Below are 24,991 nucleotides of genomic sequence, written 5' to 3'. Positions count from 1 at the left end.
CCCGCGCTCAGGATTGAGCAACTATTATAGTTAGCCGCGGCGCGATTAAACAGCTTTTGAAACGTTGATTTTCTCCGATTCGGCCACGCGATTGGATTCATGGTTGCCCGCATAGAGCTTGAGCTGCGGCACCTGTTCAGCGGGAACCGGTTTGCCCAGCAGGTAGCCCTGCAGCGAGTTGCAGCCCAGGCTGGTCAGGAAAGCCTGCTGCTCCTCTGTCTCCACGCCTTCCGCCACCACTTTCAGCTTTAACGTCTGCGCCAGCGCCACAATGGCGGTGACGATAGTGGCGTCTTCGTTCTGCGTTTGCAGCTCATTGACAAAGGCGCGATCGATTTTCAGCTCGCTGGCCGGCAGGCGTTTCAGATAAAGCAGGCTGGAGTAGCCAGTGCCGAAGTCGTCAATCGAGGCTTTAACGCCCAGTTCGGTTAGCTCGGTCAGGATACGCACGCTTTCATCAGGATCGCGCATGGCGGTGGTTTCAGTGACTTCCAGCGTCAGCAGCTCCGGCGGGATCTGGTGCGTCTTCAGCGCGTTGACCACGGTTTCCACCAGCCCGGCCTGCTCAAACTGCAACGACGACAGGTTGACCGCCACCGACCATTGCGTATTGCCCATTTTGTGCCAGACGCTCAGTTGGCGGCAGGCTTCGTTGATAACCCAGTTGCCGATGCTGACGATTAGCCCGGTTTTTTCCGCCAGCGGCAGAAAGATGTCCGGCGTCAGCAGACCGCGCTGCGGATGCTGCCAGCGGATCAGCGCTTCAAAGCCGACGATAGGCCCCTGCGGCGCGCAGAATTTCGGCTGATAGAAAAGGCGCAGCTCGTTGTGCTCCTGCGCCAGCCAGAGATCGTTGATCAGCTGCAGCTGGTTTTGCGCGATGGTGTTCATCGACGGCTGGAAAAAGCTGTAATCGTTGCGGCCGTTGTTTTTAGTGTGGTACATGGCGGCGTCGGCGTTGAACATCAGTTCGCGCTCGTCGTTGCCGTCGCCCGGATAGACCGCAATGCCGATGCTCAGCGAAACTACCAGTTCATAGCGGGAAATCAGAAAAGGTTCATCGATGGCTTTGACCAGCATATCGGCCACGGCGGCGGCGTCGTTCGGTTCGCCGATCTCCAGCAGCAGCACAAACTCATCACCGCCCAGCCGCGCCAGCGTGTGGTGTCCCGTCAGCAGGTTTTTCATACGCTCAGTGACCGCCACCAGCAGATTGTCGCCGACGTGATGGCCGAAAGCGTCGTTTACCGCCTTAAAACCATCCAGATCCATAAACATCAGGGCGAACGAGGTTTCTTCCCGCACGGCTTTATTCAGCGCCTGATCCAGACGATCTTCCAGCAGAATACGGTTAGGCAGGCGGGTTAAGTTATCGTGCAGCGCCAGCTGGGCCAGCTCGCGGTTCGCTTCCGCCAGCGAAGAGGCCAGCATCGAGGTTCTGGCCTGCAGGCGAGCATCCAGGGTAGAAACCACCAGCGTAATTCCCAGGATAGAGAGTGTCACCACTACTACCAGCACCGCCAGCCAGCTGCTATTGACGCCCATCTGCGTAGCGTGACTGCCCATCGGAAAGTTGGCTGCCGCCATGCCGCTGTAGTGCATACCGGCGATAGCCGCGCCCATAATCAGCGCGGCGCCGGCGCGCAGCAGCGCGAGGTGCCCTTCGCCCTGACGCAGCTTAAACGCCAGCCACAGTGCCGCTGTGGAAGCCACCAGCGCAATGGCTACCGATAGCGCTATCCAGCGCCAGTCCCAGGCAATGCCGGGCTCAAACATCAGCGCGGCCATGCCGATATAGTGCATCGCCACCACGCCGCTGGCCATCGCCAGCGCGCCCACCATCAGGCGGATAAGCGTCAGCTCGCCGTAGCAGACGATCCACAGCGCAAAGACCGAAGCCGCTATCGCCACAAACATGGAAACCAGCGTGAGCAAAGGATCGTAGCTCATTACCATCGCCAGATTCATTGCCAGCATGCCGATGAAATGCATGGACCAGATGCCAATGCCCATCGCAAAACCGCCGCCAACCAGCCAGACGCGAGCCGCTTTTCCCGTGGACGTCGCTACTCTGCCCGCCATATCCAGCGCGGTGTAGGAGGCCAGAAAGGCAACAAATATAGAGACGATAACCAACAGCTGGTCGTAAGAGCTCATAAGCATATGCAAATCTCTGAAGCAAAAGCCAGTTGTCTGGCACCGGGTAATGGAGTAATCAAGCTGGTAAAGCGTTTTCAATAATTACGGTATCGGCTAAAGAGTAGCCGACTTTACCCCTGCCAATATAAAGAGGCCTGAGCGTGCGGCAATAGCGGGATAAAACCGCCTATCCCATTATAATTTAAAGGGTTTATCAATTTTGCTTTTTTGCCCGACGACCTTAGCATCCGCTTTTTTCTTTGCCCAGAGAAAGCCAGGATAATTCCTGATTATTTTTCATCAGGCCGTTCTGTTCCGTGGCAAAAGACCCGTTCGTTTCTTTTTCAATCCATTAGCGTTATTTTTGCGTTTCGCTTAGCTCTGCCCGACAGGCTGTTCTATAGTGTTAAACATAACAGAAATTAGCCTTTTCGGCTGGCGCCGCGGTATTTAGCCCCGGCAGCGATTATCCGCGTCGCGTTTCACCTGCATCGCGACTTTTTTATGACAGTTTCACACCGGGCGAAAAAGTACTTCCATTGGTCTGATCGGTAAGGAATGATTATGAAAATGAAGCTTTTTCTGCTGGGCTGCGGCTTGGGACTTGGCGTGGCCTCTTCCGGCTTTGCCGCTACCACGACGGGAACCATCAATGCTACGCTGGTCCTGACCACCGGCTGCCTGGTCAACGGCCAGACTGCGACGACCGGCGTCAACTTCGGTACCTTAGACTTCGGCAGCAGCGCCGCGACGTTCAATACCCTGAACGCGACGCTGGTCGGCGCGCTGGGTAACGGCATCTTTGTACGCTGCACCACAGGGCAGACCTATAACGTGCAGCTCACCAGCAGCAACGCCGCGCCCGCCACCGTTTTTGGCGAAGTCACTGCGCAGCCGCGCTATCTGGTTCTGGGCAGCAACAATACGCAGGGCATCGCTTATACCTTGTATAACTCCACCGCCTACACCACGCCCATCGCCAATAATACCAATCTGACCAGTACCGGCACCGCCGATCCGACCAATGGCGATAACTATCCTATTTATGGTCGTATCACCGGCGGCGGCTTTAACGCGGCTATCCCGGCAGGAACCTATACCGATACGATTAGCGTCGCCGTGAACTACTGACAGACGGCGGCAGGGAGCGCATCGTGCCGGGACAGGCAAAACGAGTCGAGAGCCTGCTGAGCAGGCTCTGTTACGCTGCCTTTTTCGCCGCCGCACCGGCGTGGGCGCTGCCGACGCAGACTTTTCAGGTGACGGCGTCGATTGTCAACGGCTGCGTGATTTCCGGCACCAACACGGGCGTGTTCGGCACGCTGAACTTCGGCACTCAGCCCGGCGTCGGCTCGGTTTCCGCCAGCGCCAGCTATGTGCAGAGTTCGACGATCACCCTGGCCTGCACGCCGGGCACCACGCTGAATATGAGCATTAACGGCGGCGCCAACTATTCCAGCAGCCGTAATCTAAAAATCGCCAATAACACCGATTTGGTGGCCTATTCGCTCTACACCAGCGCCACCCACAGCGCGGCAAGCGCGATCCCGGTCAACCAGAACGTGGCGCTGACCTATAGCAACGCCAATAACATTACGCTGCCCATCTATGGCCTGCTGCAGATGAACGGGGTACGCCGGGCCGGGACTTACAGCGACACGCTGACGGTGACGCTGAGTTGGTAAACAGGGAGAAAGCAATAAATGAAGACGCTACCTATTTTTACGCTGTTGGCTGGTCTGGCCGTCAGCGCGGCCTGGGCGGGAAACTCGGTGCTGATCTGGCCAATCGATCCCAAAATCCCCAGCGGCGATAAAGCGACCGAACTGTGGCTGGAGAACCGCGGCGCGGCCACCACGCTGATGCAGGTCAGGGTATTCAGCTGGCGGCAGCAGGATGGCCATGACCAGTATCAGACGCAGCAGTCAGTGGTAGCCAGTCCGCCGCTGGTGCGGATAGAGCCCGGTAAGAAACAGCTGGTGAGGCTGATTAACCAGACGCTGCCGCCTGCGGGCGAAGAGCTGGCGTACCGCGTGCTGCTGGATGAGATCCCCACGCCGCAGCAACCCGGCGAGAACCAGGCGGGCCTCAATTTCCAGATGCGCTACTCCGTGCCGCTGTTTACCTACGGCGAAGGGCTTTCCGCCGAGACGGCCCGACCCGTTCTCAGCTGGCGGATCGTAAACCTTGAGGGCAAGCCGGCGCTGCGCATTACCAATAGCGGCAGCGGGCATGCGCGGCTAAGCAAGGTGTCGCTGGGCGGACGATCGTTGTCGAACAGCCTGTTCGGCTACGTGCTGGCGCGCTCTGACAACACCTTTCCGCTGAACTTTCCGGCTTCAGACCGCGCCGAGCTGAGCGCGGAGCTGGATAATAATCAGACCTGGCGCAGCGGCAGCTCGGCGCGCTAGCCGATGAACGGGCGATTCGCGTCATCGGGACGCCATACTCTGGCCCTCTGCCTGTTCGGTCTGCTGCCTCTGGCCGGTCGTGCGGAAACCTGGTCCTCTTTGCCGCCGCCGCCGCAAAGCGCGTCGGGATCGCAGAATCAGCAATATATGCTGGAACTGGTGATCAACGAGCAGGAGAACGGCCAGATCGTGCCGGTCGAGTTCCGGGACAACCACTATTTCTTACGCGCGGGCGATTTGCAGCGGGCCGGCATTCCTTCGGCGCTGATTACCTCGTCTATGATGGACGTTTCCGCCATGCCGCAGGTAAAAGCCGATTACGACCAGATCCGTCAGCGCATTCTGCTGACGGTGCCGCCAGGCTGGCTGCCGCGCCAGACGCTTAACGACCAGCAGCAGAACGGCCCGCGCTATCCCGGCAGAACCTCGACAGGCGCGCTGTTTAATTACGATCTTTACACCAGCCGCACTTCCGGGAGCGGCAGTCGCCTTTCCGCTTTCAACGAGTTTCGCCTGTTCGGCACGCTGGGGCAGTTCTCTACCAACGGCGTCTGGCAGCAGCAGCTTTCGGGCCAGACCGCGCAGAACGAAGGCTATTTGCGTTACGATACTTACTGGAGCAACCAGAACGAGACTCGCTCGCTGAGCTGGCGCGCAGGCGATCTGATCACCGACGCGCTGTCGTGGAGCAGCAGCGTGCGGCTGGGCGGCATCCAGATTGCGCGCGATTTCTCCGTACGTCCCGATTTAGTGACCTATCCTCTGCCCTCTTTTTCCGGCCAGGCAGCGGTACCTTCCACCGTGGATCTCTTTGTCAACGGCTACAAAAACAGCACCAATAACGTGCAGCCTGGGCCCTGGTCGATGACCAATATGCCGTTCGTTAACGGCGCGGGCGAAGCTGTGGTGGTGACAACCGACGCCGCAGGCAGGCGTGTCTCCACCACAATGCCTTTTTATGTCTCCAGCAATCTGCTGAAGCCTGGCCTCTCTGACTTCGCCTTCTCCGCCGGCGCGCTGCGCAATAATTACGGCATCAAAAGCTTTGATTACGGTTCCGCCGCCGCCAGCGGCTCTTATCGCTACGGCGTCAGCGACTGGCTGACGCTGGAAAGCCATGTCGAAGGCGCCAACACGCTGGCGCTGGGCGGCGCGGGCGGACAGATCAGGATCGGGTCTCTGGGCGTGATCAACGCGGCGCTGGCGCAGAGCCAAATGGACGGCGACCACGGCAATCAATACAGCTGGGGTTATCAGTACAACAACAGCCGTTTTAATATCGGCACGCAGCATATTATCCGCTCGGCAACGTTCGGTAATCTGGCGCTCTACGGCGATCGCAACAGCGGCGTGGCGGGTACGGAATTTACGCTCAGCCGCCGCAGCGCCCAGTACAGCGCCAGCGTCGCGCTCGACCGCTTCGGCAGCCTGGGCGCGGCCTTTATCGATATCACCAGCGGCAGCGGCGACCGCACCCAGCTGTGGAATCTCTCCTGGAGTAAAAATATCTGGGGCAGCAGCAGCCTCTATGTTGCCGCCAGCCGCGACCAGCGCCAGGGCGAGTGGTCAGGCACGATTTCGCTGGTGATCCCGTTCAGCGAACGCGGCAACGCCAGCCTGAGCCTGGACCGGGATCAGCAGGGAACCACCTCGCAGCGCGTAACGGTTTCGCGCTCGATGCCTACCGACGGCGGCCTGGCTTACGACGCCTCCTGGGCCAACCAGAGCAGCGGCGGCGACTACAAGCAGGGAAGCCTGAGCTGGCGCAATCAGAAGATAGAGACGTCGGCAGGCTTCTACGGCGACGGCGACTACACCACTGAATGGGCTGACGTCACCGGCTCGCTGGTGTTGATGGACGGCAGCTATTTTGCCGCCAACCAGGTTAACGACGCCTTTGTGGTGGTGAAAACTGACTACCCCAATATCAACGTGCGCTATGAGAATCAGCTGATGGGTAAGACGGATGCCGGCGGCTATCTGCTGGTGCCGGGCATCAGCTCTTACTATCCGGCTAAATATGATATCGATACGCTGGATCTGCCGGCGGATATGACCGCTGCCAGCGTCGAACAGCGCTTTGCGGTTAAGCGCGACAGCGGCTATCTGCTGCATTTCCCCATTGAACCGCTGCGCGCCGCCAACGTGATCCTGCATGACCAGAACGGCGAACCGCTGCCCGTTTCCACTCAGGTGATCCGTCCGGGCGCCGCGACGGAGTATGTGGGCTGGGACGGCCTCGTCTGGATGGAGAATCTGCGCGAAGCCAATCCCTTCCGCGCCGAAACGCCGGACGGTCGCCACTGCGAGGCCGAGCTGAACGTGCCAGGTGGTCGTCCGCGCTCTCTGCAAACCTATGGGCCGCTGACCTGCGCCCTTTCCGCTGCTTCAGGAACTTCACCATGACTCTGCGATCGCTAAGGCCGATTTTCTGTTCGGCGTTGCTGTTACTGCTGCTGTTCGGTTCATTCGCCGCCCGCGCGGCCTGTACGCTGCCGGCCTCCACGGCGACTTTCGGCAGCGTCAGCTCTTTTACGGTGAACACGACCATCAGCAACACCACGGCCAGCGTTAACGTCAACTGCGGGTCGGGCAGCGTCTTGTCGCTGCTTGCCAGCGACTATGTTCGTCTGCAGCTCGCCAGCGCCACTTTTACCAGCAGCACGCGCGGCGCGCTGAAAACCTCCAGCGCCGGCACAGACCTGATTCCGCTACGCGTATGCAGCGATTCGGCCTGCGCCACGGAGATGCTAATCGGCGGCACTACGGTCAACTATAGCCAGGCGCAGCTGCTTAATCTGCTGGGAGTGGGCGGCGGCCAGAACTTCGCTATTCCGCTCTATCTGCGCACGCTTACCGGCCAGGTGGTCGCCGCCGGAACCTATACGGTCACGCTAAATATTCTGGTGAGCTATAACATCTGCACCGGCCTGGGGGCGCTGGGCGCCTGCCTGCTGGGCAGTCAGCAAACCGGCTCCGGCACCGTGCCCATCACCACCACGCTGGTGGTGACCAACGACTGCACCACCATCACCGCGCCCAATATCAGCTTTGGCAGCGCGCCGCTGGTCGGCAGCTTTAACGCCGTTTCGCAGTCGATCAATGTGATCTGCACCAAAGGCAGCACCTATACGGTAGGGCTGAGCAACGGCAGCCACGCGGTCGGCACGCAGCGGTATATGACCAGCGGCAGCAATCAGCTGGCTTATGAGATCTACAAGAACGCTACTACCTCGCGCTGGGGGCCGACCGGCACAGAGCGCGTCGCCAGCACCTCCGCCAACGGCATTACCAGTGATGGCCTGACCCGCACCTTTAACTATACGGCCAGGATTTTGACCACGCAGACGACGCCGCCAGCGGGCAACTACAGCGACAGCGTGGTGGTGGATTTATCTTTCTGAACAGACAAATTGACTCTGACGCCAGCGGATTGCCCTTTAAAACTGCATTGTTAATTATTTGTTACCAAAGGAACCCAATTGCAACGCTCAACGGTGAGATCCATCACATTAAACTGGCTGTGCGCAGGCTAAAAGAGAAGAAAAATGTAAAGGAAAGGTTATGACATCTCTATTTTCTCACCCTGCGAAACAACGGAGCAGCGCGCGAACCATTTTTAACGTGACCAGCGGCAACTTTCTGGAAATGTATGACTTTATGGTGTTTGGCTACTACGCCACCGCCATCGCCAAAACCTTTTTCCCCGGCGATAACCCATTCGCCTCGCTGATGTTGACGCTGATGACCTTTGGCGCCGGTTTCCTGATGCGGCCGCTGGGCGCTATCGTGCTCGGCTCCTATATCGACCATCACGGGCGGCGTAAAGGGCTGCTGCTGACGCTGGGCCTGATGGCGATCGGTACGCTGACTATCGCCGTTGTGCCGGGCTACGCTACGCTGGGCGCCGCGGCCCCGATCCTGATCCTGCTGGGCCGTCTGCTGCAGGGCTTTTCGGCAGGCGTGGAGCTGGGCGGCGTTTCCGTTTACCTCAGCGAAATAGCGCCGAAAAACCGCAAGGGCTTTTTCGTCAGCTGGCAGTCGGGCAGCCAGCAGATTGCCGTAATCTTCGCCGCGCTGCTCGGCCTGGGGCTGAACCATCTGCTGGCGAAAGATCAGGTCACCGACTGGGGCTGGCGCATTCCGTTTTTTGTCGGCTGCATGATCGTGCCATTCCTGTTCTGGGTACGGAGAATGCTGGAGGAAACTGAAGCATTCAGCCAGCGCAAAGTTCATCCAACTATGCGACAGATTGTGCGCGGCGTCGCCAGCAACTGGGCGCTGGTGCTGGCCGGCATGCTGATGGTGGTAACCACTACCGTGATGTTTTATATGATCACCGCCTTTACGCCGACCTTCGGCAAGACGGTGCTGATGATGAGCGACAAACAGAGCTTTCTGGTGACGCTGTGCGTCGGCCTCTCCAACCTGATCTGGCTGCCGATTATGGGCGCGGTTTCCGATCGTTTTGGTCGCCGCCCGCTGCTGATCCTGTTTACCGTCCTGATGATCGCCACCGCCTGGCCGGTGCTGCACTGGCTGGTGGGATCGCCAACCTTCTCGCATCTGCTGGAGGCGGAGCTTTGGCTGTCGTTTCTCTACGCCAGCTATAACGGCGCAATGGTGGTTTACCTGACGGAAATTATGCCTGCCGAAGTGCGCGCGACCGGTTTTTCGCTGGCCTACAGCCTGGCTACCGCGCTGTTTGGCGGCTTTACGCCAGCGATCTCCAGCTATCTGATCCATGCTACCGGCGACAAGGCGATGCCGGGCGTCTGGCTGACTTTTGCCGCCGTCTGCGGCCTGATCGGCACCATGATTATTAAACGTCTGGTTCGCCAGTACCAGGCCCGGCAGAGCGCTGAACCCCTGGTTCAGATGTAATTTTCCGGCCGCAGCTCGCTGCGGCCGTCAATTCTCGCAAGAACTCCCCGCCCCTCTTTTGACGAGTTGTCAAATTAAGGATAAAATACTCGTCAAATGGGAGGTCGCTGATGAGCATAATTATTGATGGAAACCTGGACGCCGTACGCAGCCTGAATGAATTTCAACAAAACCTTTTGCGGAGAATTCATAACATCGGGCTGGCTCTGATGCCGGAGTTCGCAGATAAAGCGCAGGCGATGGAAGCGGTCAGCCTGGACGACAGGGCCCTGATGCAGCGTCTCTATGCCACTTTGCTTGAGCAAAACATTCGGGTATCCGAAAGTGAACGGCAGAAAACGAGGCGTCGTAAAGAAAATCTGGAAAAGTTTTATGCTCAGCTCGAAGAGATGGGCGGCACAATGAAGGTAAATGACGTGGCAGCTATTTTGGGCATTTCACGTCAGGGCGTTCACGCGCGACTAAAGAAAAACAGGCTGCTGGCTTTTAAACAAAACGGCGACTTTATCTTCCCACGTTTTCAGTTTGCGGAAAAAGGCCTGCTGCCGGGTTTCGCGGAAGTCATGGAGGCTTTCGGCCCCGGACTGCATCCAATGATGATTCTCAACGCACTAAGATCGCCTGTCGATATCAAAGGCAACGGCGTCTGGCAAACGCCTGTTGAGATCATGCAAAACGGCGCTAATCCGGAAGCGCTGAAAATACTCGTTCGCAACGCGGCTTTACTTAGCCAGCAGGCAGGAAGCTAATCAGGCCTGGTTAATCCGGCTCCGGCACAATGGCAAAATTCAGCAGCCGTTCAAGCATGTCGTCGCCTTTCATCCAGCGAAGCTTCCAGCCTGGCGGGAACAGCTGAGTGTCATATTCCCTGTAATTTCTTATCGTTACTCTGCCTTGCGAAACATCTTTGAATGCATGGGCGCTTTCTGGATTTTTCCAGAAGGCGTAGCACTTCTTATAGCGGCAGTGCCTGCTGGAATAAGCGATGCCGGCATGGTTATTCTTAAGACAAAAAAGTTGCGACATCAGCCACTGTGGAAAGTCGTAATTCTCATTTTCCAGGCTGTCTAAAGGGATGTGCAATAGCTCGCATAATCTGACTACATCAATGACCTTCACCGTCCTTATCACCTTTACGGCACAGATATAGTGCTGATCTAAGGCAGATTCAGGCCAGGATATTGTGCCGGCAAAATGAAACATTCGGCCGTAGCTTTCAGCCATGGCGGTTAAAGCCGAATCAGCGGCGTACCAGACGGCAATCTTGCCGCCGGGCGGATTAAAACGACCGCATTTCTCACTACTCTCAGGCGCAGAAAAGTGGATCGCGCTTTGCTATTTTTGCCATTGATGGCGCTTTAAAATCGAGCCTTTACGTAACTCAAGCTCGGGAATGCTAAACCCGGAACCGGTCAGCGCAGCCATCGCTTTCGCTGCCGCTTCGGGCCGGAAAGTCCATTTTCGCATAATCGCCTCTCCTCCTTTCAGGAGAGGTTATCCCATTTTCACGCTGAAAAGCTTAAGGCAAAAAAAATCCGCAGCGGCCGCTGCGGATTTTTTTATGGTCGGAGAGAAAAGCCGGTTACTTCGCGGCGGTTTCCATGCCCATCAGGCCAATTTTCAGGTAGCCCGCCTGGCGCAGCTTATCCATCACGCTCATCAGGGTTTCATAGTCCACCGACTTGTCCGCCTGGAAAAAGATGGTGGTTTCTTTATCGCCGTGAGTCTGGTTTTCCAGCGAGGCCAGCAGCGTCTCAGGCGTCACCGCGTCGTTGCCGATATAGAGCTGCTTATCCGCTTTAATCGAGAGATAAACCGGCTTTTCCGGACGCGGCTGAGGCGCGCTGGTGGAGGCAGGCAGGTTAACGCGCACGTCAACGGTAGCCAGCGGCGCGGCGACCATAAAGATAATCAGCAGCACCAGCATCACGTCGATAAACGGCGTGACGTTGATTTCATGCATTTCGCCGTTGCTGTCGAGGTCTTCATTTAATCGCATAGCCATCGCACTTACCCTACCCGCAGTTTCTGCGTCTGCGCCGGCGCATGGCGACCGCTGGCGGCCAGATCCAGATCGCGGCTCTGCAGCAGCATAATCTGCGCGGCGACGTCGCCCAGCGTGGCCTTGTAGTTAGCGATCATACGGGCGAAAACGTTGTAGATCACTACCGCCGGGATTGCGGCGACCAGACCGATAGCGGTCGCCAGCAGCGCTTCCGCAATGCCGGGCGCTACCACGGCCAGGTTGGTGGTCTGCGTCTGCGCGATACCGATAAAGCTGTTCATAATGCCCCAGACGGTGCCGAACAGGCCGACAAATGGCGCGATGGCGCCGATAGTGGCGAGAAAGCCGTTGCCGCGGCCCGCATGGCGGCTGAAGAAGGCGACGCGGCGCTCCAGACGAAACGAGGTGCGATCTTTAATGCCGTCGTTGTCTTCTGAATCAGCCGAGAGCTCCAGCTCGTTTTCGGCCTCTTTCAACAGCTGCGTTGTCAGGCTGTTGGCGTCAAAAGCGGCACAGGTCTGCGCGGCTTCCTGCAGGGAACGCGCGCCAGCCAGCGCCTGCTGTTCGCGCTTCAGGCGGCGTTTGGCCGAGCTGAGTTCCGCGCTCTTGCTGAAGAAAATAGCCCAGGTGACCACCGAGGCCAGCAGCAGACCGATCATTACCACTTTTACTACGATGTCTGCATGATGATACATGCCCCAGACGGAGAGGTCCGTCTGCATCAAATCATTCGTCACGGCGTTTCTCCAACGTCAGTTACCGATAGCGAAAATGCAGTGCGGATCATACCAAATCAAATCCGAATTGATAGTAGTTATCATTACTATTTACCCTTTAAGCGCCACTTTTTACATTTTTTCTCAGTCTCCCCCTGACGATCGGGATTTTTCCTGAAACTTCCTCACTCAGAGGCGAGGTGAATTTCGCCCTGGCGGCTGCCGTGTTAACGTTAAGCGAGATCCTTTAACCGAGCAGACCGATGACCAGCAAAAATATTGAAACGGCGTTGATTAGCGCCGGCCGCCGCAAACGTTATACCCAGGGTTCCGTCAACAGCGTTATTCAGCGCGCCTCTTCACTGGTATTTGATAGCGTAGCCGAGAAAAAGCGCGCCACGGCGGGACGCGCCGAAGGCGAGCTCTTTTATGGCCGCCGCGGCACGCTGACCCATTTCGCCCTGCAGGAAGCCATGACCGAGCTGGAAGGCGGCGCGGGCTGCGTGCTCTATCCCTGCGGCGCGGCGGCAGTGGCCAACGCCATTCTGTCGTTTGTTTCGGCAGGCGATAACGTGCTGATGGCGGGTTCGGTTTACGAGCCGACTCAGGATTTCTGCAGCAAAATTCTGCGCAAAATGAATGTCTCCACCACCTGGTTCGCCCATACCGCGGGCGCGGAGATCGCCGAGCTGATTCAGCCGGAAACCAAAGTGGTTTTTCTGGAATCGCCCGCCTCCATCACGATGGAAGTCCAGGATATTCCCGCTATCGTGGCCGCCGTGCGCGCTAAAGCGCCGGAAGCGGTGATCATGATCGACAATACCTGGGCCGCAGGCATTCTGTTCCGCGCGCTGGATTTCGGCATCGATATCTCTATCCAGGCCGGCACCAAATACCTGATTGGTCATTCTGATGCGATGATCGGCACCGCCGTCGCCAACGAGCGCTGCTGGGCGCAGCTGCGTGAGAACTCCTATTTGATGGGACAGATGGTGGACGCGGATACCGCTTATATGGCCAGCCGCGGCCTGCGCACGCTGGCGGTTCGACTGCGCCAGCATGAAGAGAGCGCCCTGCGCGTCGCCCAGTGGCTGAGCGCTCGTCCTGAAGTCGCCGTGGTTAACCATCCGGCGCTGCCGCAGTGTAAAGGTCATGCGTTCTGGCAGCGCGATTTCACCGGCAGCAGCGGCCTGTTCTCTTTTGTGCTGAAAGCGCGCCTGAGCGATAGCCAGCTGGCGGACTATCTCGACCATTTTGAACATTTCAGCATGGCCTACTCCTGGGGCGGCTTTGAGTCGCTGATCCTGGCAAACCAGCCCGACGAACTGGCGGCGATCCGTCCGGCTGGCGGCGTTGATTTTAGCGGCACGCTGGTACGTTTACATATCGGTCTGGAAAACGTTGAGGATCTGCTTGCCGATCTCGCCGCCGGCTTCGCGCGGCTGAGCGTTGAAAAAAGCTAAACAAAATCGCAACAGCCAGAGCCCGATCAACGCTGCGATGGCTTATTTACGAGTACACTAATGCTATTGACGCGGTAAACAGGATAAAAGATGGCGGTACTCCATGAGATTGTGCAGGCGCTTTGGCATCAGGACTTCGCCGCCCTGGCCAATCCCGATGTAATCTGGATCGTTTACGGAATTATGTTTCTTACGCTGCTGCTGGAAAACGGCCTGCTGCCCGCCGCCTTTTTGCCCGGCGACAGCTTGCTGCTGCTGGCCGGCGCGATGATCGCCAAAGGCGTGATGGGATTTGTGCCTACGATTGCGATTCTGACGCTGGCGGCCAGCCTGGGCTGCTGGCTGAGCTATCTGCAGGGGCGCTGGCTGGGCAATACAAAGCTGGTCAGAAGTTGGCTGATGCATCTGCCGGCGCAGTATCATCAGCGGGCCTGGAGCCTGTTTCACCGGCACGGCCTGATGGCGCTGCTGATTGGACGTTTTCTGGCCTTTGTGCGCACGCTGCTGCCTACGATGGCGGGCATCTCCGGCCTGACGCATACCCGCTTTCAGTTTTTTAACTGGGTTAGCGGCCTGCTGTGGGTCGGCATTCTGGTTTCGCTGGGCTACGCGATAAGCCAGGTGCCCTTTATCAAGCGTCACGAGGATCAGGTGATGTCCATCCTGATGATCCTGCCGCTGGTGCTGCTCTGTATCGGGCTAATCGGCAGTCTGGCGCTGCTCTTTAAGCGTAAAAAGGCTGAGGGCCGTTAACCGGCCCTTTGTTCCGCTTCTGCCTGACGCAGCCTGCCAATCTCCTCTCCCGGCGTGACGCCGAAATAGCGTTTGAACTCGCGCGAAAACTGCGAGGCGCTTTCATACCCTACCCGCAGCGCCGCCGCGCTGGCTTTCAGCCCTTCATGCAGCATCAGCATTCGCGCCTGATGCAGCCGGTAGCTTTTCAGATACTGGAGCGGCGAGGTGCTGGTGACCGCCTTGAAGTTATGGTGGAAGGCGGAAACGCTCATATTAACTTCCGCCGCCAGCAGCTCGACGCTCAGGTTTTCCGTGTAGTGGCGCTCAATGCGCCGCAGCGCGCGGGCTATCTGGCTGAACTGCGTCTGGCGGCTGACCAGCGCCAGCAGCGCGCCGCCGCATGGCCCCAGCAGCACATGGTAAAGCATCTCTCTGACTATCTGCGGCCCCAGCACGCGCGCGTCACGCGGGTCCGCCATCGCGTCCAGCAGACGCTCTGCGGCGCAGAGCATGGGTTCGGTCAGCGGCGACGAGTGGATGCCGCGCGTTAGCGGCGGCGGATGAAAGCTGTCGTCATCGCCGATATCGATCAGCAGATCCTGCAGCTTAACCGGATCGACATTCAGCAACAGCCCGGCCAGCGGCGCTTCCGGCGTGGCGAAGGTTTCGCACTCCACCGACAGCGGCACGGTGAGCATCAGGTATTCCGTGGCGTCGTAGTGGAAAACGTTATTGCCCAGATAGCCGGTTTTTCTGCCCTGAAAAAGGATCACGATACCGGAAGAGTAAAGCACCGGCGTACGGCCGCTGGGCTGGCTGGCGTAGATAAGCCGGATATCGGGCAGCAGCGTCTGCACGTCCGGTTTTGTCGCGATCAGCTGCACCACCTGACGGGCAAGCCGGGCGCATAACGTATTGCGATCCATGATATTCACCTGTAAGCAACTTTGTCGGCATCATGCCGTAGCCTGTCGCCATCGTCCAGCCACCCGGAGAAACAGGCAAGAAGAAAGCAGAAACGGGCATTGAGCGCCCCGGATGCGCTTGCCAGGATGAGAAGCAGTGACGGCGATCGCCCTTTTATCGGCATCGCGCTCATTAATCCGAATTGCGCGAAGGGTCGCTAATCTCAACTAAACTTAACGTCACTTACCGGCGCAGAGGCGTCGGCACAATCGCTGCAAAGGAGAGAACAATGGCAGATCAACCTGTAATCAAGCTTCACGACGGCAATATGATGCCCCAGCTCGGTCTGGGCGTCTGGCAGGCGAGCATTGACGAAGCGCGTCAGGCGGCGCTTAAAGCGCTGGAAGTGGGCTATCGTTCTATCGATACCGCCGCTATCTATAAGAACGAAGAGGGTATCGGCCAGGCCTTGCAGGAGACGCAGGTCGCGCGCGACGATATCTTTGTCACCACTAAATTGTGGAACGACGATCAGCTGAACGCGCCGCAGGCGCTGGAAACCAGCCTGAAAAAGCTGCAGCTGGAGCAGGTGGATCTCTATCTGATGCACTGGCCATGCCCGGCGAAAGATAACTATGTTGAAGCCTGGAAAGCGATGATCGAACTGCAAAAACAGGGTCTGACCAAAAGCATCGGCGTCTGTAATTTCCAGGAAGCGCACTTAAAGCGGCTGATGGATGAAACGGGCGTGCGCCCGGTCATTAACCAGGTCGAGCTGCACCCGATGCTGCAACAGCGCACGCTTCACGCGTGGAACGCTATGCATCAGATCCAGACCGAATCCTGGAGTCCGCTGGCTCAGGGCGGCAAAGGCGTGTTCGATCAGGCGGTGATCAAAGAGCTGGCGAAAAAATATGGCAAAACGCCGGCGCAGATCGTGATCCGCTGGCATCTGGACAGCGGCCTGGTAGTGATCCCGAAATCGGTCACGCCTTCGCGCATCGAAGAGAACTTTAAAGTGTTCGACTTCCGCCTGGAGAAACCGGAGATCAGCGAAATCGCCGCGCTGGATTCCGGCAACCGCCTGGGCCCGAATCCTGACGAACTGAACTAAAAAGGGTTGTCCGCCAGCGTTGAGCTGGCAGGACGCTCTGGCGCGCCGTAGCCCTTTCCGGCGCGCCTTTTATCGCTTCGCACCTTTTTTCTTTACCAGATGCCATATTAATTTAAACCTCGGGTAAACCGCCTTCATTATTATTTCTAAATAATGTTAATAACAATAATTAATTAACCTAAAAGCGAAGAATTTGTAAGACGCAGAAAGACGAACAAATACAGCCATATAAAATAAATATGATAATAAAACTTTACGCCTATTTTAAAAAATGACCTGACAATGACAATAACAATAGGTTTTGCTAATCAAAAAATCATTTCTTATTATCAAGAGCAGAATTACATCAGAGGGAAAATCAGTATACTAAGCCCGGTAATATTTCTGGTTAAAGCCAATGGAGAAGCATAATGAAAAAGATTATTTCAGCCGCGCTGCTGTTACTGATGACGGGTTCCGCTTTTGCTGCCCAGATTGTTCCCCGCAACGAGCTGGATAATTACGTGAAAAAAGAGCGCGTCTCTATTTCCAACGTAATGGGCGGCAAAGCCAAAGCGCTTGAGGCGCTGCGTGCGGAAGTGGATAAAAAAGGCGGCGAGTATATGTATATTACCTCGCTGGATCGTCCGGGTGATTCCAGCCACTGGCGCGGCACCGCTATCGTTCTTGAAAAGAAATAATCCCGCCTGAATAGTTTTTAAAACCGCATCTTACCTCTGCATTAATAAGCATCCGAATTCATTCTTATCGGATGCTTATTATTCCCAAAACCCTGGCCGCAAGACCAGGGTTTACCGCTATGGCGCCGGCTGCACCTGAAGCTGCCCTGCCGTACCGCGATCGGCCATCTCCAGCGTCTGGCTGTAGTAAACAAACGGAAAGTGATCCGAAGAAGCCTGCGTAAAGGAGACAAACAGCTCCACGCTGCCGTCCACCCATACCGTATCTTTCCAGCCGCGATCCTCCGCCATCGGCTGCGCGCCGTTGACGTTTTTAATCAGAAACATAACGCCCTGAATATGAAACGCCTGCGGCGTGTCAGCATGGATAATCCAGCGTTCAAAGCTGCCCTGCTGCGCCTGTACGTCAATGCGTCCCATATCCCACAGCGCGCCGTTGATGCCTGGCTCAGCGTCGCCCAGGCGGAATTCACGCGTGCGGCTTACGCCGCCCTCAATCACCTGATCGGCCAGCAGGCGCATCGGCAGCGTGTCGGTCACCAGCGGCAGCAGGCCGGTCGGCCGCAGCGTCAGTACCAGCGTCGAAGTCAGGATACTGGACGGTTCGAACAGCCCGCGCAGGCGATCGATAATGCCCGCCGCCTGGCCCGCCGTGATCGAGACTTCGTCGCCCTGGCTCATATCCACCAGCACTTCCCGCCGCTCGCCCGGCGCTAACGAGAGCTGCTGTACGGCGACGGGCGCAGGCAGAAAGCCCTGATCGCTGGCGATAACGTTGAAAGGGCGGTTGTCGCTCATCGCCAGCTGATAGCGGCGCGAGTTAGAGGCGTTAAGCAGTCGCAGCCGTACCCAGCCGCGTGACACCTCTATCCAGGGATTCTGCACGCCGTTCACCAGCAGCGTGTCGCCGACAAAGCCGCCGCTCGCTGGCGGACTGTAGTCCGGCGCGCCGAAGTTATCGATGCGTTTATCCTGAATAATCAGCGGAAAATCATCCACGCCGTAGTGGTTCGGCAGCGGCAACTTTTTGCTGACCTCATCTTCGACCAGCCACATGCCCGCCAGGCCGTTATAGACGTGCGGCGCCATGCGGTTCGGCGTATTGGCGTGATACCAGCAGGTCGCCGCTGCCTGACGGATTGGGATCACCGGCGCCCAGTCAACGCCTGGCGACATCATCCGCGCCGCGCCGCCGGCCAGCGCGCCCGGCACCTGAAGGCCGCTGACGGTCATCGCCACCGGTTCGTTCAGCCGGTTGCTGTAGATAAGCTTAACGTCGTCGCCGCTCCAGACCCGAACCGTCGGGCCAAGATAGAGGCCGTTGACGCCCCAGACCTGCGCCTTGCTGCCGCCGGTAAACGACCAGTGGCTGCGCTGCAGCGTTAAAAAGATGGGCTGTCCGCGACGGGACTCGATTAACGGCGGCACCGGTAAAGGATTACCTGGCCCGGCGGCGCGTACACTGACGGGGAGCGCACTGGCGCATAGCGCTATGCCCGATGCCTGAATAAACTGACGTCGACTGAAGGACATAAAAACTCCGTAACCCAAAATGCGGCCCGCCGGGCCGCTATCCATTTTTTATGTTTGATTGCCGTGTGCCGATCGCGAACCGATCGGGCTATTTTTCGCCTGCGGCCTCGCGCGCCGCCACTTCCGCATTCAGCTCGGCCAGTTTTTCCGCCATCATTTCGCGGCAGTGGGTTGCCAGTTTACGCACGGATTGATCGGCGAAAGCGGCGGTATCGACCGGCGGCAGCATCTCGACGATCACCAGACCGTTATGCAGACGATTGAGCCTGACTTTATCGTGCGTGTTGCTGACCACAATCGGGATAATCGGCACGCCAGCGGCCATCGCGGCGTGAAACGCGCCGGTTTTAAATGGCAGCAGTCCGCGTCCGCGACTGCGCGTGCCTTCCGGGAACATCCAGAAAGAAATTTTCTTCTTTTTGAACTGTTCAATCAGCTCGTTAATAGTGCCATGCGCTTTGCTACGGTTGTCGCGATCGATCAGCAGGTTGCCGGTCAGCCAGTAAAGCACGCCGAAGAAGGGGATCCACAACAGGCTTTTTTTGCCTACCGTTACGGTCGTCGGCTGCACGATTTTCGCCGCCGTAATCATATCGTAGTTGTTCTGGTGGTTGGCAATATAGATCGCGTTGGGATAGTTGTCTGCCTCACGCGGCTTGCGAATCTCCACCTTCAGGCCGAACAGCGGCGAAAGTCGGCCGAACAGATGGCCAAAGGTGGCCACGTGACGGGGATTACGGGGACTGAACAGACACCAGATGCAGCCGAACACGCAGACCAGAATTGAATAAACGATCGTCACGACGATCCGTAAAATTGACAGCATCACATCCTCATTATTGCCGGGCGACGGGCGGCCAGGCTGATGACCGCCCTGCCGCCGTCACAGGTTACGCCTTTAGCCGGCGCGCCGGGTGAGTATATCCTTAAATCCGCTAACGGTGCTGCTTTTCACCCGGCGGCGCGGCCTAATCCTCGCTTTCGCCGGCTGCAGGCCGATCGGGCGCGTCAACCTCAACCCGATCGATACGCTGCAGGCCGCGAGGCAGCAGCGTGCCGCGACGCCCACGCTCGGCACGGAATTTTTGCAGCTCTTCCGGCTTCAGCGTCAGCTTGCGTTTGCCCACGTGCAGCGTGATCGAAGCCTGCGGCGACAGCAGCAGCAGCCAGGCCAGCTTATCGTTGCCGGCAGCCGCTTCCGCAGCCGGAATCGACACGATTTTGTTGCCCTTGCCTTTGGAAAGCTGCGGCAGATCGCCAACCGGGAACATCAGCATTCTGCCCGCTGCGGTGATCGCCAGCAGCAGATCGTCCTCGTGGTGGATCGCCTGCGGCGTCAGTACTTTAGCGTTTTGCGGCAGCGTCAGCAGCGCTTTACCGGCGCGGTTGCGGGAAACCAGATCGCTGAAGGTGCAGACAAAGCCGTAGCCCGCGTCCGAAGCCATCAGCAGCTTCTGCTCGTCCGCTTCCATCAGCACCTGCTCGACTATCGCGCCCGGCGGTGGCGTCAGCTTGCCGGTGAGCGGTTCGCCCTGGCCGCGCGCCGAAGGCAGCGTCACCGGATCGAGCGTGTAGCTACGTCCCGTCGAGTCGATAAAGGCCACCGGCTGATTGCTCTTGCCGCGCGCTGCCGCGCGATAGCTGTCGCCCGCTTTATAGCTCAGGCCGCCCGGATCGATATCGTGGCCTTTGGCGCTGCGCACCCAGCCCATTTGCGACAGTACGATGGTGACCGGTTCGGAAGGCACCAGCTCATTTTCGCTGATCGCTTTCGCCTCTTCCCGCTCGCGCAGCGGCGAACGACGCTCGTCGCCATAGGCTTCGCTGTCCGCCTGCAGCTCTTTTTTCAGCAGCGTGTTCATTTTGCGCTCTGAAGCCAGAATGCCCTGTAAACGATCGCGCTCTTTTTCCAGTTCGTCCTGCTCGCCGCGAATTTTCATCTCTTCCAGCTTCGCGAGGTGGCGTAATTTCAGCTCCAGGATCGCTTCCGCCTGGGTTTCGCTGATGCCGAAGCGCGCGATCAGCACCTGTTTCGGCTCGTCCTCGCTGCGGATGATATGGATGACGTCATCGATGTTGAGGAAAGCGACCAGCAAACCTTCCAGGATATGCAGGCGCTTCAGCACCTTTTCCAGCCGGAAGTTGAGGCGGCGACGCACGGTATCGCGGCGGAACACCAGCCATTCGCTGATGATTTCCAACAGGTTTTTCACCGCCGGACGGTTATCCAGCCCGATCATATTCAGGTTGATGCGGTAGCTTTTTTCCAGGTCGGTGGTGGCGAACAGGTGGTTCATGACCTGATCCATATCCACACGGTTGGAACGCGGCACGATCACCAGCCGCGTCGGGCTTTCGTGATCCGATTCGTCGCGCAGATCCTCCACCATCGGCAGCTTTTTATTGCGCATCTGCGCGGCGATCTGCTCCAGCACGCGCGCGCCGGAAACCTGGTGCGGCAGCGCGGTGATCACCACGTCGCCATCTTCTTTCTTCCATACCGCGCGCATACGTACAGAGCCGCGGCCATTCTGGTAGATTTTACGGATTTCGGCACGCGGCGTGATGATCTCCGCCTCGGTCGGATAATCCGGGCCCTGCACGATATCCAGCAGCTCGTCCAGCGTGGTTTTCGGCGCGTCGATCAGCTTAATCGCCGCGTTGGCGACTTCGCGCAGGTTATGCGGCGGAATATCCGTCGCCATGCCGACCGCGATGCCGGTCGTGCCGTTCAGCAGAATATTAGGCAGACGCGCGGGCAGCATCGCCGGCTCCTGCAGGGTGCCGTCAAAGTTCGGCACGTAGTCCACGGTGCCCTGGCCCAGCTCGCTCAGCAGCAGCTCGGCGTATTTCGACAGGCGCGATTCGGTATAACGCATCGCCGCAAAGGATTTCGGATCGTCCGGCGCCCCCCAGTTCCCCTGGCCATCCACCAGCGGATAGCGATAGGAGAACGGCTGCGCCATCAGCACCATCGCCTCGTAACAGGCGCTGTCGCCGTGCGGATGATATTTACCCAGCACGTCGCCCACGGTGCGGGCCGACTTCTTGAATTTGGCGCTGTTGTTCAGACCCAGTTCCGACATCGCGTAGACGATGCGGCGCTGCACCGGCTTCAGGCCGTCGCCGATATACGGAAGCGCACGATCCATGATGACGTACATGGAATAGTTAAGGTAGGCCTCTTCCGTAAACTTATGCAGAGCGCGACGCTCTGCCCCATCCTGAGTCAAATCGCTCATTACTTTTTATTCCTCACATCATGGCGTCAAGGGCGCGCCACATCGGGGCCGTTTGGCGGGGATAGTACCTTATCCGGGCCGTCTCTGTCACAGATATCCGTGCCGGCGCCGGGCGCTTTTCGCGCGGCGATTATTGCTTCATATGCAAAAGTATTCTGCCCCAAAACTTATTTTTCAACGCCGGCTCCGCGCGTAAACTGCGCTCAGTTTTGAATAATGGAGAACACCATGCGCATTTTTATTATTGACGCCGGAAAAACCTTTGCCCATTCCAAAGGCGAACTGAACCATACGCTAACCGACGTGGCCGCCACTTTCCTGCGCGACGCCGGTCATCAGGTTGATATCACCATAGTGGACAACGGCTATGTCGTGGCCGATGAGATTGAAAAATATCTGGCTGCCGACGCGGTGATCTATCAAATGCCTGGCTGGTGGATGGGCGAACCCTGGATCCTGAAAAAGTATATCGACGAAGTCTTTACTGAAGGCCACGGCTCGCTGTACGCCAGCGATGGCCGCACTCGCTCCGACGCGTCGAAGAAGTATGGTTCCGGCGGGCTGATCCAGGGCAAAAAATATATGCTGTCGCTGACCTGGAACGCGCCGCTGGAGGCCTTTACCGATCCCGACCAGTTCTTTGAAGGCGTCGGCGTCGACGGTCTCTATCTGCATTTCCACAAGGCCAATCAGTTCCTGGGAATGGAAGCGCTGCCGACCTTTATCTGTAATGACGTGATCAAGCAACCGGATATTCCACGCGATATCGAGCGCTATCGGACTCATCTGAGCAAAATCTTTGCTTAACTGATAAGACGTTTATCGCAAAAGGAAACACCATGCTCACCGTTATTGCTGAAATTTGTGTCAGGCCTGGCCGCCGCAGCGCGGTTATGCAGGCGATTGAGAGAGTGATGCCGTTGGTGTTGAAAGAAGAAGGCTGCGGCAGCTACCGTATGCTGGTGGATCATCAGGCGCAGGTGCCGTGGAAGCAGAACTCGCCCGATTCAGTGTTTATGGTCGAACAGTGGGATTCCCTGCGGCATCTGGAGCAGCATCAGCAGGCCGCGCACATGGAGCAGCACCGCAGCCGCATCAAGGATGACGTGCTGGACGTGCGCATTTTTGTGCTGGAGCCGGCGTCGCAAAGTTAAGCGGTTGTACCCTGCGTCAGCGCTTTACTGGTCTGAAGGACGCGCGTTTTGCACTAGCGCTGAACGCGCGTCGCCTTCAGTCCGTTATCTGAGCGAGCCCAATGAAAAAGATCATTTTCGATACGGATATTGGCGTGGACGACGCCTTCGCGCTGGCCTGCGCGGCTAAAAGCCAGCAGATCCTCGGCATTACCACCGTATTCGGCAACGTAGCGGTTGGCCAGGCGGTAAAAAACGCCCGCCTTTTCGCGCAGCTTGTCGGCTGCGACGCGCCGGTTTTTCGCGGCTGTTCGCGCCCGCTGGCACTGTCGCCCTCCGCCAGCGCCGCGCCAGTCCACGGCGGCGACGGCCTGGGCGACGTGCTGGAAAATCCTTTTCCTGAAGAGGCGGACAGCGCCATCGACTTTATTATCAACAGCGTCAGAGCGCAGCCGCATGAAGTGACGCTGGTGGCTATCGGCCCGTTGACCAATATCGCCACGGCAATCAACCTGGCGCCGGATATTGTTCCGCTGGTGAAAGAGCTGGTTATTATGGGCGGCGCTTTCGGCACTAACGGCCATGCGGGCAACGTCACGCCGCACAGCGAGTTTAATATCTGGAAAGATCCGCACGCCGCCGACCAGGTGCTCTCTTCCGCCCTGCCGGTGACGGTTTTGCCGCTGGACGTCACGCACGAAGTCCTGATTAGCGGCGAAGATATCCGCTCGCTGAAGGTGCCGGTTTTAGAACAGATTTCCAGAGGCTATCTGCAATACAGTCTGGCGAAGGAAGGCTTTGAAGGTATGGCGCTGCACGATACGCTAGCGGTTTTATGGCTGACGTATCCCGATTTTTTTACCACGGTTAAAGCGCCGGTTCGCGTGGTGACGGAAGGTATTACGCTGGGGCAAACGCTGCGTAAGATCGGTGCGCTGGCTTCCCGCTTCGATCCCTACGCGGGCTGCCGCGAGCAAACCCTTTGCCTGGGCGTGCAGGCCGACAAGGTCAAAGCGGCTTTTCTGGCGATGCTGCAGGCTTAGCCTGCCAGCTGCTCGCCGCTCCACTGCAGGAAACTACTGACGTGGGGAAACTGCGCAAAGCCGCGCGGGTAAACCAGATGATGGGCGTTGACCGGCAGGCTACAGGATTCATCCAGCACTCTGACCAGCTTGCCGCTACGCAAATACTCCTCCGCCAGCAGCTCGCTTTCAAATACCACGCCGTGCCCCAGCATAGCCGCTTCCAGACTCATATAAGAACGATCGAAACGAAACAGCCAGTCTTTATCCGGCTGCGCTAACTGCATGGCGGCAAACCACTGCGGCCACTGAATTAAAGGCGATTCGGAAAGGATCAGCGCATGGTTAATTAATTCTTCCGCCGCGCTGACCGGGTATTTGGCTAAATAAGCGGGCGAAGCCAGCGCCGACATTTTTTCGTTGCGGATGGTTTTAATTTCAAATGACTGCCACTCCGGAAAACCGTGCCGCACCGCAATATCGATATTATCCCGGCTGAAAGATAAATTTTCATAGGAACAGGAGAGCGTTACCTGTAATTCCGGGTAGCGCTCACGGAATTTATGCAGGCGCGGCAGCAGCCAGAGCAGGCCAAAGCTGGGTGCACAGTGGATACGCAGCGCGCTGCGCGCATGTTGATTGCCGAGACGCGCGCTGGCCTGCGCCAGACCTAACAGTAACGGGCTGATTTCTTTCAGGTAGTTCTCACCGGCCAGCGTTAGCGCCATCCCTTTCGGCGAGCGGTTAAACAGAATGCAACCCAGATCTTTTTCCAGTTTGGCCAGCTGATGGCTGGCCGCTGACGGCGTGATATTCAACTCTTCCGCCGCGCGCGCCACGTTACCGTAATGCGCCACCTCTTCAAAAACCCGCAGCGACCTGATGGCCGGACAATATTTTGCATTCTTTTCCATGCGCGATCCTTAAATGAATTTTGTGATGCATGCCCATTTGTTAATTGCAGTTTTGTTAACTGCATCAAACCCGCAACTTCATTCAGCATCAAAT

At 57.7% G+C, this 24,991-nt stretch carries 24 protein-coding genes; 14 read left to right on the top strand and 10 right to left on the bottom strand.

Features of this window, described 5'->3' with window-relative positions; all coding sequences use genetic code 11:
• Positions 1 to 45: 45 nt before the first annotated feature.
• Positions 46 to 2,163, bottom strand: coding sequence for a putative bifunctional diguanylate cyclase/phosphodiesterase (locus MKZ79_RS09880; protein ID WP_336141629.1), 2,118 nt, complete (start codon positions 2,161 to 2,163; stop codon positions 46 to 48).
• A 540-nt stretch (positions 2,164 to 2,703) separates the two neighbouring features.
• Here MKZ79_RS09880 and MKZ79_RS09875 point away from each other — a divergent pair.
• The 7 genes from MKZ79_RS09875 to MKZ79_RS09845 all read left to right on the top strand — a co-directional run bounded on the left by MKZ79_RS09875 (position 2,704) and on the right by MKZ79_RS09845 (position 10,183).
• Positions 2,704 to 3,270, top strand: coding sequence for a spore coat protein U domain-containing protein (locus tag MKZ79_RS09875; RefSeq protein ID WP_336141627.1), 567 nt, complete (start codon positions 2,704 to 2,706; stop codon positions 3,268 to 3,270).
• 56 nt (positions 3,271 to 3,326) lie between these two features.
• Positions 3,327 to 3,824, top strand: coding sequence for a Csu type fimbrial protein (locus MKZ79_RS09870; protein ID WP_442897145.1), 498 nt, complete (start codon positions 3,327 to 3,329; stop codon positions 3,822 to 3,824).
• Between the two features lie 18 nt (positions 3,825 to 3,842).
• On the top strand, positions 3,843 to 4,550 hold the full coding sequence (locus tag MKZ79_RS09865) for a fimbrial biogenesis chaperone (RefSeq protein WP_336141625.1): 708 nt from the start codon (positions 3,843 to 3,845) through the stop codon (positions 4,548 to 4,550).
• Between the two features lie 3 nt (positions 4,551 to 4,553).
• Complete coding sequence (locus MKZ79_RS09860) at positions 4,554 to 6,956, top strand: fimbria/pilus outer membrane usher protein (RefSeq protein WP_336141623.1); 2,403 nt, start codon at positions 4,554 to 4,556, stop codon at positions 6,954 to 6,956.
• The gene (locus MKZ79_RS09855; protein ID WP_336141613.1) at positions 6,953 to 7,954 is read left to right on the top strand and encodes a Csu type fimbrial protein; all 1,002 of its coding nucleotides are present in this window, start codon (positions 6,953 to 6,955) and stop codon (positions 7,952 to 7,954) included. Before MKZ79_RS09860 ends, MKZ79_RS09855 begins: the two co-directional genes overlap by 4 nt.
• Before the next feature lie 160 nt (positions 7,955 to 8,114).
• Entirely contained in the window at positions 8,115 to 9,434 is a 1,320-nt protein-coding gene (locus tag MKZ79_RS09850) for an MFS transporter (RefSeq protein ID WP_336141612.1), read from the top strand.
• A gap of 110 nt (positions 9,435 to 9,544) precedes the next feature.
• Positions 9,545 to 10,183, top strand: coding sequence for a helix-turn-helix domain-containing protein (locus MKZ79_RS09845; protein ID WP_336141609.1), 639 nt, complete (start codon positions 9,545 to 9,547; stop codon positions 10,181 to 10,183).
• A gap of 10 nt (positions 10,184 to 10,193) precedes the next feature.
• Here the strand turns inward: MKZ79_RS09845 and MKZ79_RS09840 are convergent, their stop codons facing one another.
• The 4 genes from MKZ79_RS09840 to exbB all read right to left on the bottom strand — a co-directional run bounded on the left by MKZ79_RS09840 (position 10,194) and on the right by exbB (position 12,176).
• Positions 10,194 to 10,760, bottom strand: a complete 567-nt coding sequence (locus tag MKZ79_RS09840; RefSeq protein WP_336142176.1) for an RES family NAD+ phosphorylase — start codon at positions 10,758 to 10,760, stop codon at positions 10,194 to 10,196.
• Positions 10,761 to 10,769: 9 nt separating this feature from the next.
• Positions 10,770 to 10,901, bottom strand: a complete 132-nt coding sequence (locus MKZ79_RS09835) for a hypothetical protein (RefSeq protein WP_336141608.1) — start codon at positions 10,899 to 10,901, stop codon at positions 10,770 to 10,772.
• A gap of 115 nt (positions 10,902 to 11,016) precedes the next feature.
• Positions 11,017 to 11,439, bottom strand: coding sequence for a TonB system transport protein ExbD (gene exbD / locus MKZ79_RS09830; protein ID WP_336141607.1), 423 nt, complete (start codon positions 11,437 to 11,439; stop codon positions 11,017 to 11,019).
• A 5-nt stretch (positions 11,440 to 11,444) separates the two neighbouring features.
• Positions 11,445 to 12,176 (bottom strand): tol-pal system-associated acyl-CoA thioesterase, encoded by a 732-nt coding sequence (exbB, locus tag MKZ79_RS09825; protein ID WP_336141604.1) that lies wholly within the window; start codon positions 12,174 to 12,176, stop codon positions 11,445 to 11,447.
• Positions 12,177 to 12,418: 242 nt separating this feature from the next.
• On the opposite strand from exbB, the gene metC reads away from it, so the two are divergent.
• Positions 12,419 to 13,618, top strand: a complete 1,200-nt coding sequence (metC, locus tag MKZ79_RS09820; RefSeq protein ID WP_336141603.1) for a cystathionine beta-lyase — start codon at positions 12,419 to 12,421, stop codon at positions 13,616 to 13,618.
• Between the two features lie 90 nt (positions 13,619 to 13,708).
• Complete coding sequence (locus MKZ79_RS09815; RefSeq protein ID WP_336141602.1) at positions 13,709 to 14,371, top strand: DedA family protein; 663 nt, start codon at positions 13,709 to 13,711, stop codon at positions 14,369 to 14,371.
• Here the strand turns inward: MKZ79_RS09815 and MKZ79_RS09810 are convergent.
• On the bottom strand, positions 14,368 to 15,279 hold the full coding sequence (locus MKZ79_RS09810) for an AraC family transcriptional regulator (protein ID WP_336141600.1): 912 nt from the start codon (positions 15,277 to 15,279) through the stop codon (positions 14,368 to 14,370). The genes MKZ79_RS09815 and MKZ79_RS09810 overlap by 4 nt on opposite strands.
• Before the next feature lie 269 nt (positions 15,280 to 15,548).
• Between MKZ79_RS09810 and dkgA the strand changes: the two genes are divergently transcribed.
• The gene (gene dkgA / locus MKZ79_RS09805) at positions 15,549 to 16,373 is read left to right on the top strand and encodes a 2,5-didehydrogluconate reductase DkgA (protein WP_336141598.1); all 825 of its coding nucleotides are present in this window, start codon (positions 15,549 to 15,551) and stop codon (positions 16,371 to 16,373) included.
• Between the two features lie 410 nt (positions 16,374 to 16,783).
• Positions 16,784 to 17,053, top strand: a complete 270-nt coding sequence (locus MKZ79_RS09800) for a DUF1471 domain-containing protein (RefSeq protein ID WP_125287220.1) — start codon at positions 16,784 to 16,786, stop codon at positions 17,051 to 17,053.
• A 117-nt stretch (positions 17,054 to 17,170) separates the two neighbouring features.
• On the opposite strand, the gene ftsP is transcribed toward MKZ79_RS09800, so the two are convergent.
• The 3 genes from ftsP to parC form a co-directional block, all read right to left on the bottom strand.
• Positions 17,171 to 18,586, bottom strand: a complete 1,416-nt coding sequence (gene ftsP, locus MKZ79_RS09795) for a cell division protein FtsP (protein ID WP_336141595.1) — start codon at positions 18,584 to 18,586, stop codon at positions 17,171 to 17,173.
• An 88-nt stretch (positions 18,587 to 18,674) separates the two neighbouring features.
• Positions 18,675 to 19,412 carry a 1-acylglycerol-3-phosphate O-acyltransferase gene (locus MKZ79_RS09790; protein ID WP_336141592.1) on the bottom strand — a complete coding sequence of 246 codons (738 nt, stop codon included), beginning with the start codon at positions 19,410 to 19,412 and terminating at the stop codon, positions 18,675 to 18,677.
• A gap of 142 nt (positions 19,413 to 19,554) precedes the next feature.
• Positions 19,555 to 21,828 (bottom strand): DNA topoisomerase IV subunit A, encoded by a 2,274-nt coding sequence (parC, locus tag MKZ79_RS09785; protein WP_336141591.1) that lies wholly within the window; start codon positions 21,826 to 21,828, stop codon positions 19,555 to 19,557.
• A 228-nt stretch (positions 21,829 to 22,056) separates the two neighbouring features.
• On the opposite strand from parC, the gene MKZ79_RS09780 reads away from it, so the two are divergent.
• The 3 genes from MKZ79_RS09780 (at position 22,057) to MKZ79_RS09770 (ending at position 24,004) form a co-directional block, all read left to right on the top strand.
• A complete protein-coding gene (locus MKZ79_RS09780; RefSeq protein WP_336141588.1) occupies positions 22,057 to 22,635 on the top strand; it encodes an NAD(P)H-dependent oxidoreductase in 579 nt (192 codons plus the stop codon).
• A 32-nt stretch (positions 22,636 to 22,667) separates the two neighbouring features.
• Positions 22,668 to 22,982, top strand: a complete 315-nt coding sequence (locus MKZ79_RS09775) for a putative quinol monooxygenase (protein WP_336141586.1) — start codon at positions 22,668 to 22,670, stop codon at positions 22,980 to 22,982.
• 101 nt (positions 22,983 to 23,083) lie between these two features.
• The gene (locus MKZ79_RS09770) at positions 23,084 to 24,004 is read left to right on the top strand and encodes a nucleoside hydrolase (RefSeq protein WP_336141584.1); all 921 of its coding nucleotides are present in this window, start codon (positions 23,084 to 23,086) and stop codon (positions 24,002 to 24,004) included.
• Here the strand turns inward: MKZ79_RS09770 and MKZ79_RS09765 are convergent.
• On the bottom strand, positions 24,001 to 24,897 hold the full coding sequence (locus MKZ79_RS09765) for a LysR substrate-binding domain-containing protein (RefSeq protein ID WP_336141583.1): 897 nt from the start codon (positions 24,895 to 24,897) through the stop codon (positions 24,001 to 24,003). The two genes, MKZ79_RS09770 and MKZ79_RS09765, sit on opposite strands and share 4 nt — an antisense overlap.
• Positions 24,898 to 24,991: the final 94 nt, after the last annotated feature.

Source organism: Erwinia sp. CGal63 (assembly GCF_037026505.1).
Classification (GTDB): Bacteria; Pseudomonadota; Gammaproteobacteria; order Enterobacterales; family Enterobacteriaceae; genus Erwinia.
This window is presented reverse-complemented; position numbering and strand designations above follow the sequence as displayed.